Origin of the sequence: Pseudomonas panipatensis (assembly GCF_900099785.1) — a bacterium.
GTDB classification, from domain to species: Bacteria; Pseudomonadota; Gammaproteobacteria; order Pseudomonadales; family Pseudomonadaceae; genus Pseudomonas; species Pseudomonas panipatensis.
Genome location: NZ_FNDS01000002.1, coordinates 412,568 through 425,906, shown reverse-complemented (window position 1 = coordinate 425,906; position 13,339 = coordinate 412,568). Strand labels below are relative to the sequence as shown.

The 13,339-nt window shown below is 65.9% G+C and carries 13 protein-coding genes and 1 pseudogene; 5 read left to right on the top strand and 9 right to left on the bottom strand.

From position 1 onward, the window contains the following. Positions 1-42 precede the first annotated feature (42 nt). Complete coding sequence (locus BLQ74_RS06105; protein WP_090261650.1) at positions 43-849, bottom strand: outer membrane protein assembly factor BamD; 807 nt, start codon at positions 847-849, stop codon at positions 43-45. 100 nt (positions 850-949) lie between these two features. Here BLQ74_RS06105 and BLQ74_RS06100 point away from each other — a divergent pair, with 100 nt between their 5' ends. The 3 genes from BLQ74_RS06100 (at position 950) to BLQ74_RS06090 (ending at position 2,240) form a co-directional block, all read left to right on the top strand. Then, positions 950-1,321, top strand: coding sequence for a tetratricopeptide repeat protein (locus tag BLQ74_RS06100; protein ID WP_090261649.1), 372 nt, complete (start codon positions 950-952; stop codon positions 1,319-1,321). Between the two features lie 74 nt (positions 1,322-1,395). Then, positions 1,396-1,821 (top strand): DUF4124 domain-containing protein, encoded by a 426-nt coding sequence (locus BLQ74_RS06095; RefSeq protein WP_090261648.1) that lies wholly within the window; start codon positions 1,396-1,398, stop codon positions 1,819-1,821. A gap of 59 nt (positions 1,822-1,880) precedes the next feature. Then, positions 1,881-2,240, top strand: a complete 360-nt coding sequence (locus BLQ74_RS06090; protein ID WP_090261647.1) for a PilZ domain-containing protein — start codon at positions 1,881-1,883, stop codon at positions 2,238-2,240. Between the two features lie 226 nt (positions 2,241-2,466). On the opposite strand, the gene BLQ74_RS06085 is transcribed toward BLQ74_RS06090, so the two are convergent. The 7 genes and pseudogenes from BLQ74_RS06085 to BLQ74_RS06055 form a co-directional block, all read right to left on the bottom strand. Then, positions 2,467-3,798, bottom strand: coding sequence for a DUF58 domain-containing protein (locus BLQ74_RS06085; RefSeq protein WP_090261646.1), 1,332 nt, complete (start codon positions 3,796-3,798; stop codon positions 2,467-2,469). Continuing rightward, on the bottom strand, positions 3,795-4,802 hold the full coding sequence (locus BLQ74_RS06080) for an AAA family ATPase (protein WP_090261645.1): 1,008 nt from the start codon (positions 4,800-4,802) through the stop codon (positions 3,795-3,797). The genes BLQ74_RS06085 and BLQ74_RS06080 overlap by 4 nt, the downstream gene beginning before the upstream one ends. Next, positions 4,799-6,079, bottom strand: coding sequence for a DUF4350 domain-containing protein (locus BLQ74_RS06075; RefSeq protein WP_090261644.1), 1,281 nt, complete (start codon positions 6,077-6,079; stop codon positions 4,799-4,801). Before BLQ74_RS06075 ends, BLQ74_RS06080 begins: the two co-directional genes overlap by 4 nt. After that, positions 6,076-7,647, bottom strand: coding sequence for a DUF4129 domain-containing protein (locus BLQ74_RS06070; protein ID WP_090261643.1), 1,572 nt, complete (start codon positions 7,645-7,647; stop codon positions 6,076-6,078). Before BLQ74_RS06070 ends, BLQ74_RS06075 begins: the two co-directional genes overlap by 4 nt. Next, positions 7,634-8,617: a stage II sporulation protein M gene (locus tag BLQ74_RS06065; protein ID WP_090261642.1), complete on the bottom strand. Its 984-nt coding sequence runs from the start codon at positions 8,615-8,617 to the stop codon at positions 7,634-7,636. The genes BLQ74_RS06070 and BLQ74_RS06065 overlap by 14 nt, the downstream gene beginning before the upstream one ends. After that, positions 8,614-9,443, bottom strand: a pseudogene (locus BLQ74_RS06060) (RDD family protein). Before BLQ74_RS06060 ends, BLQ74_RS06065 begins: the two are co-directional and overlap by 4 nt. Position 9,444: 1 nt before the next feature. Then, positions 9,445-10,215 carry a hypothetical protein gene (locus BLQ74_RS06055; RefSeq protein WP_090261641.1) on the bottom strand — a complete coding sequence of 257 codons (771 nt, stop codon included), beginning with the start codon at positions 10,213-10,215 and terminating at the stop codon, positions 9,445-9,447. Between the two features lie 128 nt (positions 10,216-10,343). Here BLQ74_RS06055 and sbcB point away from each other — a divergent pair, with 128 nt between their 5' ends. After that, entirely contained in the window at positions 10,344-11,774 is a 1,431-nt protein-coding gene (gene sbcB / locus BLQ74_RS06050; RefSeq protein ID WP_090261640.1) for an exodeoxyribonuclease I, read from the top strand. Between the two features lie 69 nt (positions 11,775-11,843). On the opposite strand, the gene mvaT is transcribed toward sbcB, so the two are convergent. Then, a complete protein-coding gene (gene mvaT, locus BLQ74_RS06045; protein WP_090261639.1) occupies positions 11,844-12,218 on the bottom strand; it encodes a histone-like nucleoid-structuring protein MvaT in 375 nt (124 codons plus the stop codon). A 248-nt stretch (positions 12,219-12,466) separates the two neighbouring features. On the opposite strand from mvaT, the gene purU reads away from it, so the two are divergent. Beyond that, the gene (purU, locus tag BLQ74_RS06040) at positions 12,467-13,318 is read left to right on the top strand and encodes a formyltetrahydrofolate deformylase (RefSeq protein ID WP_090261638.1); all 852 of its coding nucleotides are present in this window, start codon (positions 12,467-12,469) and stop codon (positions 13,316-13,318) included. Positions 13,319-13,339: the final 21 nt, after the last annotated feature.

Here is a 13,339-nt window from a genome sequence, read left to right as displayed (position 1 = left end):
AGTCAGCCTGGTTTGATCTGCGTCAGGCGCGCAGCCCGTGCTTCACGGCGCGCCCTGGTTGAGTGCCTGGTCGAGGTGGCGCGCGGCCTTGTTGGCGAGATCGCCGTTGGGGTAGTCGACCAGCAGGTGGCGCAGGTAGCCGATGGCTTTCTCGCGATCCGGATGGCGGTTGTCCGCTGCCATGTACATCAGGCCGAGCTGGTACAACGCCTTCTCCTTGATATCCGCCGGGATGGCGGGATCGCTGACTGCCAGCCGGTAGAGCTGCTCGGCCTCGCCGACGCGATCCTTGAGCACCGCGCGGCGCGACAGCAGGGTCATGTCCGGGTCGAGGCTCGGTTTGTTGAGGTCGAGGTCGAGCTGGGGTTTCCAGGTCGCCAGCAGCTCGCGGGCGTTCTTCTGCACCGGCTCCTTGGCGCGCTGGCGCATCATCAGAATGCGCGCGTCGGCATGGGAGGCGACGGCGGTGCCGGGGAATTCGCGGTCGATGCGCTGGAAGTACTCGAGTGCCTTGCTATCGTTGCGCTGGTCGTTATAGCGGCTCATGTAGATCAGGCCGATCTGGTACAGGGCGATGGCGCGGACTTCCGGGCCGTAGTGGGTGTTCCGGTAGCCGCTGAGGTAGAGGCGCTCCGCCTCGGCGCTCTTGCCGTCGCGGATGGCCTGGGCGCTGTAGGTGAGCAGGTCGCCTTCTTCCTCCACCGCGGCGGTCATGCGGTCATTCTTCAGTTTCTTGTACTCGGCCACTTCGCCGGTGGTGACCTGGGCGACGAACAGCGGGGTGGTCGGCGAGCAGGCGGTCTGCAGCGCCACCAGCGCGGCCAGGCAGACGACAGAGGTCAAACGCATGGCATCTCCTTGGCGCCAGGGCGTGGGCCGCTGCAGTCTAGTCAGGCCCTTCAGCGTGGCCAAGGCAGGCCGATACACTTCCCAACGGAGGATATGCCCCATGCGAACCCTATGCGTCCTGGCCCTGACCCTGTGTGTTACCGGCTGCAACAGTTGGTCCACCGACAAATACATGGATAGTGCCTATCGCGCCTACGAGCGGGGAGATTGCGACTTCGTCATGCTCAATCTGTCCCAGGCCGAGCGCAAGAGCCGTGCGCGGCCCTGGTTGCAGCCGGAGATCTCGATGCTTCGCGGGCTCTGCCTGGAGCGCGAGAAGTTCTATGTCGATGCGGCGCAGACCTATACTTTCATCATCACCAGTTACCCGAGCAGTGAGTACGCTTATCGGTCGAAGGCGCGACTGGAGACCTTGCGTCTCAACGGACACCTGTCCGATGGCGCGGCGCAGTCCTTGCCGGCGCGGCCCTGACCGTCGGTCGAAGCTGGCCTGAACGGGGCGCCCGGCTGCTAAGCTCAAGGCTCTGTTTCAAGGAGGACGGATCGATGCGTTTTCTGCTGTGCCTGTGCATGGGTTTGGCGCCCGCGCTGGCAAGCGCCGACATCTATCGCTGGAGCGATGCTGAAGGCAAGGTGCATTTCAGCGAGACGCCGCCCGCCGGGGCGCAGCGAATCGAGGTCAAGCCGCAGGTCATGGAGCGCGACGCTGCGACCCGCGAGCGTGAAGAGCGCGCCCGCCAGTTCTACCAGGCGCGCAGCGAAGAGCAGGCTGCCGCACGCAATCGCGCCGTCGAGCAGCAGGCGCAGGCGGATGCCCGTTGCGCGCGCTTGCGCGAGAACCAGGCGGCGCTTGCGCATGGCGGACGTTACTTCTCCCAGGATGCGAAAGGGGAGCGAGTCTATTACAGCGATGCACAGATTGACGCCGCCCGGCGCACCCTGGATGCGCAGTTGGCGGGTGGCTGTCGTTAATACTGGCCCTGGATGGGCGGCATCGTCATACTGGTCCAAATTCATAGCGAATAGCCATTATGCGTCATCAACGACACATAGAGCGCCATCAGCTGCCGTACTACCTGAAGGTGTTCAACAGCATCACCGACAAACCGATGGGCTACCTGGGCAATGTTTCGCTGGACGGCATGCTGCTGATCAGCCAATTGCCCATGCTGGTGGGCGGGCGTTTCGAGATGCGCCTGAAGATTCCCGCTCAGGACGGCAAGCTGCAGTTCATTGATTTCAGCGGCACCTGCCAATGGTGCCGCGAGGATGTCACCCCTGGCGGCTTCGATTCCGGCTTCAGTCTGGTGGCGCCGCCGGCGGAGTACGTCGAGCTGGTCGACGCGCTGCGCCGTTATTTCAGTTTTCGCCGTCAGGTGGAGTCGGTCTGAGCCGCGGGATGCGCTGAGCCGACCTGTACGGTTGCACGGAACGCCAGGGACGCGACGGCAGCTGCGCAGCGCCTGTGGCATGCGGAAACAAGCGTTCGCCTTGTGTTTGTGCTCGAACGACCTCTCCCTTGCAAGAAGGGCGGGGGCACCCAGTCCAGCGCCGCCATCACGCGCGTGGCGCGCCGCTAGATTTTGCCCGACGTGATTCCGTCTCCCGCGCTCGCCATCACAAAGTCCCCGCGCGTTTCCACCCCAGGTAGCGGCTGACCAGCTCCGGTCCGAGTTCGCGTGGACGCGCGTCGAGCACCGGCACGCCATTGGCGACCAGCTTTTCGTGCAGGCCGGCGCGGGCATTCAGATAGTCCAGCGCGCCGCAGTAGGTCAGGGCCTCGTCGTAGCCTTGCACCGGGGCCTGGCGCAGTTGGTCTAGGACTTCCTCGCGCAGGCTGGCGACCAGTACCCGGTGCTGGCGACCGAGACGGTGCACGGCATTCACCAACTCATCGTCGTCCTCGTCGCGCAGGTTGGTCACCAGTACCACCAGGGCGCGGCGGCGCTGGCGGCCGAGCAGGGTCTGGATGGCCGCCGAATAATCCGCCGGGCGCTGGCTGCTCTCCAGGTCGTAGACGGCATTGAGCAATGCATTGAGCTGCGCGCTGCCTTTGGCCGGCGGCAGGTGCCGGCTGCGCTCGCCGGCGAAGGTCAGCAGGCCCACGGCATCGCCCTGGCGCAACGCCACATAGGCCAGCAGCAGGCTGGCGTTGAGCGCGTGATCGAAATGCGACAGGTCGCCATCCTTGCTGCGCATGTGCCGGCCGCAGTCGAGCAGGAAGAGAATCTGCTGGTCGCGTTCATCCTGGTATTCACGGGCGATGGGCACCCGCTTGCGCGCGGTGGCTTTCCAGTCGATCTGCCGCAGGCTGTCGCCATCGCGGAATTCGCGCAGTTGATGGAACTCCAGGCCCAGCCCGCGACGCTGCCCGGTGCGTACGCCGATTCGGCTCAGCCAGTGATCGACGGCCATCAGTTCCGCGCCATAGATACGCGCGAAGTCGGGGTAGACCCGGGTTTCGTCGCGTTGCTCGATGTAGCGCCGGCCCTGCCAGAGTCGCAGCGGGCTGGGCAGTTCGACCTCGCAGCGGGGGAAGACGAAATGCCCGCGCTGCAACGGGCGCACGCGGTAGCTCAGATGGGTGATTTCGCCGGGGTGCAGCGCTACCTGCTGCGGCAGGTGCTCGAAATCCATGGCCGCCGGCAGGTGGTCGAAGACACCGATGCGCAGTGGCTGGCGGAACGCGTGGTGCAGTTGCAGGCGCACCTCGCTCCAGCGCCCCAGCGGCAGGTTACCGGCCAGTTGGCGCTGCAGGCGTGGCGAGGGCAGGCGGCGCAGCCACAGGGCATCGACCGTGGCGAGCAGCAGCAGGGCCACCAGCAGTCCCCACCAGAGGCTTGTCAGGGCTGGCGCTGGCGGGCTGCCGAGTGCCGTGGCGCTGCCCAGGACGATGGCGCTGACGCCAAGCAGGGCGAGCAGCGCGAGGAAGGCGCGCGATGGCTTCATAGGCGCGGTGCCGGCACCTGATCGAGGAGTTGTTGCAGCACCTGGTCCACCGACAGCCCTTCGATATCCAGCTCTGGCGACAAGCGCACGCGGTGGCGCAGGACCGCCAGGGCGCAACCCTTGATGTCGTCGGGGATGACGAAGTCACCGCCGCGCAGCAGGGCGCGGGCGCGCGCGCAGCGGACCAGGGCGATGGAGGCGCGGGGGCCGGCGCCCAGGGCCAGGCCCGGCCAGTTGCGCGTGGTGCGAGCGATGCGCACGGCATAGTCGAGCACCTGGTCGTCGATCGGCAGATCGGCGGCGATCTTCTGCAGGGCCAGCATGTCCTTGTCTTTCAGCAAGGGGCGCAGCGGTGCGACTTCGAGCATGTCGCCCCGCGCGGAGCGGGTGACCTGGCGTACCAGGGTCTGCTCTTCGGCCTCCTGCGGGTAGTCGATGCGCAGCTTGAGCATGAAGCGATCCAGCTCGGCTTCGGGCAGCGGGTAGGTGCCTTCCTGCTCGATGGGGTTCTGCGTGGCCAGCACCATGAACGGGTGCGGCATCGCCAGTGCGCGGCCTTCCAGGGTCACCTGGCGTTCCTGCATGACCTCCAGCAGCGCCGCCTGGGTCTTGGCCGGCGCGCGGTTGATTTCGTCGGCCAGCAGCAGGTTGGTGAACACCGGGCCCTTGCGCAGTTTGAACTGCTCGCTGGCGAGGTCGTACACGGCGTGGCCGGTGACATCGCTGGGCATCAGGTCGGGGGTGAACTGGATGCGCGCGAAGCTGCCGTCGAAGCAGCGCGCCAGGGCGCGCACCAGAAGCGTCTTGCCGAGTCCGGGGACGCCCTCGATGAGCACGTGACCACTGGCCAGCAGCGCGGTGAGTACGTCGTCGATCACGCCGCTCTGGCCGATCAGGGCTTTCTGCAGTTCGTGGCGCAGGGCCTGGGCCAGCTGGCTGGCGCGCTGGCGCTGGGCCGCGGGACTGGGCTGGGTGCTGGTGGGTTCAGGCGTCTGTTCGCTCATAGGGCATTCCTGAGGCTTTGCAGGTGGGCGACCTGGCGGGTGAAGTCGGCAGCGCTCATGCGCTGCGCCGGATAGGGCCGCATGGCCTGGCTGATGGCGCTGACCGGCAGGCGCGTCATGCGCCCGAGCAGTTGCCATTGTTCGGCGATCGGCAGGCGTTCGAAGCCGGGCTGGCGTTGCCGCGCACGGCGCAGGATGTCACGTTGCAGGCCTTGCAGCAGGGCGATGTGGCCGCGTTGGCGGAGCAGGAAGTCGGCGCTGGCGCGCAGGTGCTCGACCAGTTGCCGGCGGGCGCGGCTGGGCGTCGGCAACAACGGCCCCTGGCGCAGGCCGGCGCGCCACAGCGCGCAGGCCAGCAGGAGTGCCAGCGCCAGCAGGGCCTGTGGATAGTTGCGCGTGAGCAGAGTTGCCAGGCTGTCGCCTTCGGCGCGGTAGACCAGCGTCACGGCGCTGTCCTGAGTGAGGTACCAGAGCAGCCAGGCGTTGTCGTAGCGTTCGAGGTTGTCGGTCTGCCAGATCCAGTTGTCGGTGAGCACCGTGACCAGGCCGTCGCCCTGCTGCAGTTGCAGCAGGTGGGTGGCGTTGTGGCTGTTGGCCCAGGCGTAGGCGAGGTTCTTCGCGTCGAGCAAGTGGTAGTCGGTGTCGAAGCTGATGTAGGCCGGTGCCTGCTCGTTTTCCAGGTAGAGCTTGGTCAGTTCGGGGTAGTGATCGTCTTCTTCGGCCTTGCTGGCGTCGTCCGGCGGCGTCGGGGCGCCGGCTTCGGCGTCGTCGGCGGGCACCGGCGCGTCCTCCGCCGTGGGCGCTTTGCCTTCGCTGCCCTGGCCTTCGGGCGTTGCCGCGGGCTTGTCCTGTTCGAGGTCTTCGGTGAGGTACTGGCGCACGCCGAGCGTGTCGAGAAGCAGGTCGCCACTGCTGCCGGCCTGGTCGTCCCAGAGGCGTTCGGCGGTGACGATCAGGTGGCCGCCCCTGGCTGCCCAGTCGAGCAATTGGTGGCTTTGCGTCGGCGTGAGGTTTTCCCGGCTGCCCAGCAGGATCAGCGTCTGGCCTTTGCTCGGCAACTGATCGAGCACGTCCAGCCCGCGCGCGCTCTTGACCTTCAGGCCGCGGCCCTGGAGGAAGCGTTCGGCGGCCAGGTAGGGATTGCCACGGGCTTCCGGCGAGGGGCCGTGTTCGACGGTTTCGCTGTACGGCCGCAGGTTCTGCGCCAAATAGAACGCCACGGCAGCGAGCACGGCGAGGAGCAGCATGCCCAGGAGCAGGCGGGTGGAGCGGCTCATGCCGTCACCTCGCCGTCGAACAGACGGCGCCAGCCATCGCACAGGCCGCGCTTGAGGCTGGTGGCGGGAGCGCGGTGGCCGTAGGCGAGGTCCTGCCACTGGCGGGTTAGGATCTGCGCGTAACGGTTCAGCTCCGGACGCTCCAGGGCTTCCACGCAGCGCAGCACTTCACCCTCGGTCGTGGAATCGCGCAACGGCACCCGGAAGTCGTGCAGCAGGCGGCTGAGCAGGGCGCGGTAGAGCAGGCCGAGGGCCGCGCGAGGTTGTTCGTCCCAGAGGCGTTCGGCTTCGCCGGCGATGTCCTCGGGCAGGCTCTCCGGCGTCAATTCCAGGCCGAACATCACCGCCGGCGCTTCCCGTCGTGGCTTTTGCGGCAGCCCCAGGCGCCCGGCGAACAGGCGCAGCCAGTCGCGATAACGCCAGAGCAGCAGGGCCACGGCGGCGAGCAAGGCTCCCCAGAGCAAGGCTTGCAGCGACTGGGCGATGAACCCCAGTGGCTTCCAGTGGCTCAGGGCATCGAGGAAGGCCTTGAGACTGGCGTCGTCCTTGCCCGTGCCGGTCTCCTTGGGCGGCTCGCCGAGGCGCCAGCGCGTGAGGGTCTCGCGGTTGCGGAACGGCGGCGCCGCGAGCAGGGCCTGGACCGCCTCGCGCGACTGCTCGCTGTTCAGCTTCTGCTGTTGCAGGCGGGGCGCGTCGGGACCATAGGGGTCTTGCTGCGGCAACGGGCAGCTTTGCGCCGGCTCGTCGGCCCAGGGCGAACTGCCGGGCAGCAGGGTGAGGCCGATGGCGCAGCCCAGCAGCAACGCATAGGCGCTGCCGATCAGGCGCTGGCGCAGGCGGCGGAACACCAGTTCGATGTCCCAGGCTTCCAGTTCGGTGCGGCGGTTCAGGTAGAGGGTAAAGCCGCAGGCCACGTAGACCGGCTCCCAGACCACCAGCACCAGGGCGTAGAGCAGGTTGGACAGGTGCTCCAGCCACTGCCAGTCGCCCTGCAGCACATGGAGCACCGTCTGCCACTTCCAATCCGACAGCCATTGCTGCGGCAACAGCAGGTAAAGCAGCGCCATCAGCCCGAGATAGAGGGCGACTTCCAGATGCATGCCGATCACGGTCAGCCAGGTGGCGCCGGCGGTATTGCGCTGGCCGAGGACAATCAGGCGCTGGCTGCGCGCGGTTCCGCTCAGGCCCTCCAGTTGCTGGACCGGCAGGTCGAAGCTGCGCGTCGGGCTGAAACGGCGCCACAGCAGGCTGGGCAACAGTTGTGTCTTGAGCAGGCCGGGATAGGCGCGCAGGGCTTCGCGCAGCGTCGGCGTATCGCCGAACAGCGCGCGGGAGAGGATGTACAGCGGCAGGCGATCGAAGGCTGGCTTGAGCCACCAGAACAGCAGGATCGCCAGCGTCGAGTAGTTCCACAGCAGCAGGCTGAGCAGGGCGAACACCGGCAGGCTTAGCATTGCCCAACTGGCCATCAGCAGGCCGGCATGGCGGCGCGCCAGGAGGATGCCGAGGTCCAGCGCCTCCCAGGCGCTGCGCGGGCGGATCGCCACGCTGGCGTCAGTCAGGCGCATGGCGTTGGCGTCCGGCGAAGGCGAAGTAGCTGCCGACCAGCAGCCAGAGGATGGCGCCGACGACGTATTTGACCGACGCCGGGAAGCGCGTGAGGGACGACCAGTAGCCCTCGATGAAGGCGGCGATGAGCAGCAGCAGAATCACCCCGGCGATCAACTGGATGGCGCGTGCCGCGGCCTGGCGCAGGGCTTCGCTGCGGGGCAGGCGGCCGGGCGCGAGCAGGGCCCAGCCGAGCTTGAGCCCGGCGGCGCCGGCGAAGGTGATGGCGGTCAGCTCGAAGGCGCCGTGGCCGATGACGAAGGACCAGAAGGTCTGCACATAGCCGATCTGCGTCAGGTGGCCGGCGACCGCGCCGATCATCAGGCCGTTGAGGAGCAGGAAGAACAGGCTGCCCAGGCAGAACAGCAAGCCGCTGGCGAAGGTCTGAAAGGCGATGCCGATGTTGTTCATGATGTAGTAGGCGAACATCTGCCAGTTGTCGCTGGCGCCGCGCTCGCTCAACGGGCCGAGGCGGGTGGCGTCGGGCGTGTACATGCTTTCCATCTCAGTGACTCGTTCGGCACTGAGCACGCTGTAGACCAGGTCGGGGAAGCCGTACACCAGCCCGCCCATCAGCAGCAGGCTGCCATAGAACAGCAGGCTGGCCAGGGCGATGACGCGCCACTCCTCACGCACCAGGCGCGGGAAGCCGGCCAGCAGGAAACCGAGCATCCGCGCGCCCAGGTGGCTGCGGTGGCGGTAGAACTGCTGGTGGCCGCGCATCGCCAACTGCTGCAACTGGTCGATCAGGTGGCTGCTGTAGCCGCGATCCTGGGCCAGGGCGAGCTGTTGGCAGAGGCTGCGGTAGGCGCCGGAGAAATCCTCGGCGCGGCTGGACTCCTCGCGCTTGCCGCTTTCCAGTTGCTCCAGGCGCTTGCCGAAGCGCTTCCACTCGGCGCTGTGGCGTTGTTCGAACAGGCTCTGCTTCATGCCGGGCCGAGGCCTCCACCGAGCAGCCCGCAGGCGATGCCGTCGATACGCGCTTCGGCCTGCTCGGGTGCGACGCCCAGCGGCTCGGCGAGAATGCCTGCGAGTTCCTCGCGGCGTGCCGCGGAAAGGCTGGCGCTGCGTTCGGCGAACCCGGTGAAGGCGCGTTGCTCGGCCAGGCTGAGCGGGCAGGGCGGCAGTTGCGGCGGCACCTGCGGCAGCGGAGGCTGGCTCGGTGGCGGGTCGCGGTAGATCACCAGGGTGCCGGCGGCGATATCGCCCAGGCGCTTGAACGCTGGATTGGACAGGCAGGCGAGCAGGCCCAGGGTGTAGCCGAAGGGCAGGATGTCGGCGAAGCGCAGCAGGTTGCGCAGCAGCGACGCGGTCCAGCCGATCGGCGTGCCATCGTCGTGCACCACGCGCAGGCCCATCACCTGCTTGCCCGGGGAGCGTCCCTGGTTTAGCACCTCGAAAAGGACCATGTACCACCAGGTGACGAGAAAGGTGAGTAGCAGGCCGAGGCCGGTGCCGAGTTGGCCGAGGAATGCCAGCAGCGTGAACATCACCAGCATCAGCAGCACGCGGATACCCAGATCGATCAGGTAGGCCAGGGCACGCGCCACGACGCCCGCCGGGCGTAGCAGCAGGTCGATGCCCTCCGGCGTCTCCACCTGGTAGCGGGTGTCCAGCGGCGCTGTGACTGGCGGGCTGGCGGGGCGGGGCGGCGCGGCTGCGATCAAGGGCGGTGGCTGTCGCTGAAGGGAAAGGCTGATGCTAGCCAGCGGCGCCCGGCGAGGCAACCGGCTCGGCCGGCAATTCCAGCGTGCATCTCAATTCGCCGCGGGAAGCACGTCGAAGATAGTGCGGTAGAGCACGCCGATGGCGATGAACGTCAGCGGCAGGCTCCAGACCAAGCCGATCCCCAGGGGGATGACGCTGAGCAGGAGGATCAGCCCGAGGACCAGGAACAGTCCGAACACCTTGAACCAGTGTTGGTTGATGGCCTTGCGCGAGGCTTCCATGGCCTGCCAGGGCGACAGCCTGCGCTCGACCACCAGCGGAAGCGCCAGGGCATAGGCGATGCCCAGGTAGATGCCGGGCAGCACCAGCAGCAGGAAGCCCAGGTAGACCAGCGCGGTGACCGCCAGCCCGGTGATGAACAACGGCGCGAACAGACCGAAGTAGCTGAACACTTCGTTGATGCTTGCCGGCTGGTCGGCGGCGCGACGGATGCCGATCATGTTCAGCCCGGCCAACAGCGGGTAGCAGATCGCCCCGGCGACGATACCGATCACGCCTTGCACGGCATTGCCGCTGAGGCTGCCGCTGTCGTGTCCGTTCAGCAGGCCGGCGATGCCGAGGATGAAGCCGAAGACGAAACCGAGGAAGTTGAGCGCCACGCCATAGACAATCAGCCCGGCGATCAAGGTGCCCTTGATGCCTTTGACGCGCCGCCAGGCTTCACCGAGCAGTGCGCCGATGCTGAAGTCGTATCCGCGCGCCAGCGCTTCGTCGATGCTTGGCAGGTTCTGCGCCAGTGCGCGGTCCTGCAATTGACTGGCGGGTGTGGCGTAGGGGTTCTGTTCGAGATCCTGGCTCATCTACCGGTTCCTTGGTGGCCGAGAGGCGCTGGGCATGCGCCTGCGGCTGACGATAGCCGATTACCGGGCTCCGCGGGGAGGCCCGACGGGAGTGGTAGACTGCCGCGGCCAGGCCAAGGGAGAGCGCCATGACCGCCAGCATTTTCTGGTACGACTACGAAACCACCGGCATCGACCCGCGGCGTGACCGTCCGTTGCAAGTCGCCGGCATCCGCACCGATGAGGCGCTCAACGAGATCGAGGCGCCGCTGAACCTCTACTGCCGGCCCAGCGACGACATCCTGCCGCACCCGGCGGCCTGCCTGATCACCGGCATCACTCCGCAACGCCTGGAAGCCGAAGGGCTCGGCGAGGCCGAATTCATGACCCGCCTGCACGCTGAACTGTCGCGTCCGGGAACCTGCGTGGCCGGCTACAACACCCTGCGCTTCGATGACGAAGTCACCCGTTACAGCCTCTACCGCAATTTCTTCGATCCCTACGCCCGCGAATGGCAGGGCGGCAACAGCCGCTGGGACCTGATCGACTTGCTGCGTACCGCCTACGCATTGCGTCCGGAGGGAATCCAGTGGCCGCAGAACGACGGCCAGGTGACCCTGAAACTGGAGCGCCTGACCGAAGCCAACGGCATCGACCATGGCCAGGCCCACGATGCCCTGGCCGATGTCCGCGCGACCATCGCCATGGCCAGGCTGGTCCGCAACAGCCAGCCGAAGCTGTATGACTATCTATACCGGCTGCGCAGCAAGCAGATGGTGCTCGAACAGATCCAGCTGTTACAGCCGCTGGTGCACATCTCCGGGCGCTTCTCCGCTGCGCGGCATTTCCTCTCGGTGGTGCTGCCGCTGGCCTGGCACCCGCGCAACCGCAATGCCCTGATCGTCTGCGACCTGAGCGCCGATCCGACGCCGCTGCTCGAGTTGGATGGCGATACCTTGCGTCAGCGCCTGTATACCCGCCGCGAGGACTTGGCCGAGGGCGAGTTGCCGGTGCCGCTGAAACTCGTGCATATCAACCGTTGCCCGGTGCTGGCGCCACTGGGCGTGCTGCGCGAGCAGGATATCCAGCGCCTGGGCATTGATCGGCAGGCCCAGCAGCGGCACCAGCAGGCGCTGGTTCAGGGCAAGTCCGACTGGCACGGTAAGCTGGTGCTGATATATGCCGAGGAAACTTTTCCGGTGAGCGAGGATCCGGAGCAGCAGTTATATGACGGGTTTATTGGCGATCGCGATCGCCGTCTCTGCGAACAGGTGCGCCGCGCCGAGCCCGCACGCCTGGGAAAAGAGCAATGGCCGTTCGATGATCCGCGGCTCGTAGAACTCTTGTTTCGATATCGCGCGCGGAATTTCCCGGAAACTTTATCGAGCACCGAGCAGCAACAATGGCAGGATTTCTGCCGGCGTCGCTTGAGTGTGCCCGAGTGCGGCGCACCCAATACCCTGGCGAACTTTGAAGTGGCCTTGGCTGCACAGCTCGAAAACTCTGGGCTGCAAGGCCGGGCGTTGCTGGAAGAGTGGCAACGCTATGCCGGAAAATTGCGCGAGCGCTATTGCCTGTAGTGGCGTTAATAGTTTTCGCGGAAATAAAAAACGCCAGCATCGGCTGGCGTTTTTCTATCGGCGCGCGGCTCAACCCAGCAGGGTGGCCCAGCTCTCGACGGTATCGGCGCCCCACTTGGCCTTCCATTCCTTGAGGGTCTTGTGGTTGCCGCCCTTGGTCTCGATGACTTCGCCGGTATTCGGGTTCTTGTATTGTTTGACTTTGCGTGCGCGCTTGCTGGTGGTGGTCTTGGCGGCGCGCGGCGCTTTGCTCAGTTTGGCGTCCGGATCAAGCAGGGCGATGATGTCGCGCAGAGACTTGCCATAGCTGCCCATCAGAGCGCGGAGTTTTTCTTCGAACTCCAGTTCTTTCTGCAGCTTGCCGTCCTGCTCGAGGGACTTGAGGCGCTCTTGAAGTTCCTTGATGGCTTCTTCAGTGGCGCGGTACTCATTGATCAGCGACATGTCGGGGTACCTTATCTTGAGGTCAAGCGTTGGCGGATATTTGTAGCGCCAATAATAGTCAGTCAAGTTCTTCGCGTAAACCATGTAGTAAAGTTTTGTCGGTGTTTATTGTGCTATTTAACTTTATTGAACCGCTGTATTGCCGGCGCACTTAAACAGTGCCCGGCATGCGTCTGGCGGCGCGTGTCGCGGTTTTCCGGGGCAGCCGTTAGAATGGCGGCCTTCGCGATGTTTCTGGAGTAACACCCATGCGTACTTTCCGACTGGTGATCGCCTGTCCCGATGGGGTCGGCATCGTTGCCAAGGTGAGTAATTTCCTGGCCACTTATAACGGCTGGATCACCGAGGCCAGTCATCACTCCGACAATGACAACGGCTGGTTCTTCATGCGGCACGAAATTCGCGCCGATTCCCTGCCGTTCGACCTGGATGGCTTCCGCCAGGCATTCGCGCCTATCGCCCGTGAGTTTTCCATGGTCTGGCGCATTACCGATTCCGCGGTGAAGAAGCGCGTGGTGCTGATGGCCAGTCGCGAATCGCATTGCCTGGCCGATCTGTTGCACCGTTGGCACAGCGGCGAGCTGGATTGCGACATTCCCTGCGTGATCGCCAACCACGATGACCTGCGCAGCATGGTCGAGTGGCACGGCATTCCGTATTTCCACGTGCCGGTGGACCCGAAGAACAAGCAGCCGGCCTTCGACGAGGTGTCGCGGCTGATCGACCAGCACCAGGCCGATAACGTGGTGCTGGCGCGCTACATGCAGATCCTCCCGCCGGACCTGTGCCGCAAGTACCGTCACCAGGTGATCAACATCCACCACAGCTTCCTGCCGTCGTTCATCGGCGCCAAACCCTATCACCAGGCATCGCTGCGCGGCGTCAAGCTGATCGGCGCCACCTGCCACTACGTCACCGAGGAACTGGACGCCGGCCCGATCATCGAGCAGGACGTGGTGCGTGTCAGCCACCGCGACAACGTCGATGAGATGGTGCGCCTGGGCAAGGACGTGGAGAAGATGGTGCTGGCGCGCGGCTTGCGCTACCACCTGGAGGACCGCGTGCTGGTGCACGACAACAAGACCGTGGTGTTCGACTGATCGACGCTGCGCGTGGGCTTC

Coding starts and splice junctions, on each gene's coding strand:
- BLQ74_RS06105 (WP_090261650.1), bottom strand. CDS start 849: ATGCGTTTGACCTCTGTCGTCTGCCTGGCCGCGCTGGTGGCGCTGCAG.
- BLQ74_RS06100 (WP_090261649.1), top strand. CDS start 950: ATGCGAACCCTATGCGTCCTGGCCCTGACCCTGTGTGTTACCGGCTGC.
- BLQ74_RS06095 (WP_090261648.1), top strand. CDS start 1,396: ATGCGTTTTCTGCTGTGCCTGTGCATGGGTTTGGCGCCCGCGCTGGCA.
- BLQ74_RS06090 (WP_090261647.1), top strand. CDS start 1,881: ATGCGTCATCAACGACACATAGAGCGCCATCAGCTGCCGTACTACCTG.
- BLQ74_RS06085 (WP_090261646.1), bottom strand. CDS start 3,798: ATGAAGCCATCGCGCGCCTTCCTCGCGCTGCTCGCCCTGCTTGGCGTC.
- BLQ74_RS06080 (WP_090261645.1), bottom strand. CDS start 4,802: ATGAGCGAACAGACGCCTGAACCCACCAGCACCCAGCCCAGTCCCGCG.
- BLQ74_RS06075 (WP_090261644.1), bottom strand. CDS start 6,079: ATGAGCCGCTCCACCCGCCTGCTCCTGGGCATGCTGCTCCTCGCCGTG.
- BLQ74_RS06070 (WP_090261643.1), bottom strand. CDS start 7,647: ATGCGCCTGACTGACGCCAGCGTGGCGATCCGCCCGCGCAGCGCCTGG.
- BLQ74_RS06065 (WP_090261642.1), bottom strand. CDS start 8,617: ATGAAGCAGAGCCTGTTCGAACAACGCCACAGCGCCGAGTGGAAGCGC.
- BLQ74_RS06055 (WP_090261641.1), bottom strand. CDS start 10,215: ATGAGCCAGGATCTCGAACAGAACCCCTACGCCACACCCGCCAGTCAA.
- sbcB (WP_090261640.1), top strand. CDS start 10,344: ATGACCGCCAGCATTTTCTGGTACGACTACGAAACCACCGGCATCGAC.
- mvaT (WP_090261639.1), bottom strand. CDS start 12,218: ATGTCGCTGATCAATGAGTACCGCGCCACTGAAGAAGCCATCAAGGAA.
- purU (WP_090261638.1), top strand. CDS start 12,467: ATGCGTACTTTCCGACTGGTGATCGCCTGTCCCGATGGGGTCGGCATC.